Origin of the sequence: Paenibacillus sp. 1-18, assembly GCF_000520755.1 — a bacterium.
GTDB classification, from domain to species: Bacteria; Bacillota; Bacilli; order Paenibacillales; family Paenibacillaceae; genus Paenibacillus; species Paenibacillus brasilensis.
In genome coordinates this window covers 1-411 of sequence record NZ_ASSB01000336.1, presented here as the reverse complement: position 1 = coordinate 411, position 411 = coordinate 1, and the positions used below count along the sequence as shown (strand labels likewise).

General features: G+C 45.3%; 1 pseudogene. It reads right to left on the bottom strand.

Annotated features, from left to right (window positions below):
• Positions 1–411 (bottom strand): annotated as a pseudogene (locus tag L693_RS0121800) (aldehyde dehydrogenase family protein); the annotation flags it as partial.

The following is a 411-nucleotide window of genomic DNA, read 5'->3' as shown; positions in this document are numbered from 1 at the left end:
CGGCATCACGGAATTCTCCATAAACACCTTCTGACTTACTTTACGAATATAGATGGGTAACCCATGTACAGCCTGGAGCTTTTCATGCAGCATGCTGACGTACTCGTTTACGTGAGAAGAAGGGCGAAAGTCTATCTTTTCAACGTACAGGGCCGGAATCAAAAGGTATAATGCGTAGGAGTACAAAACGACGTTGGAAGGCATAAATACAGCCATAGAACGCTGCCAGCCTGGCTGATAGGTCTGTACTTCCTCCAAAGCACCTTGAAGTGTGAGGATGGTGGAATCAATTTCTGCATTGGCGGCCCGATAGGATGAAAATTGGGTGAGAATATCCATCACTTCCTGCCGATGCTCGATCAAATAATTAAGGCACTTCAGAATTGCTTCATGCCTTTCCAAAAAAAGCGT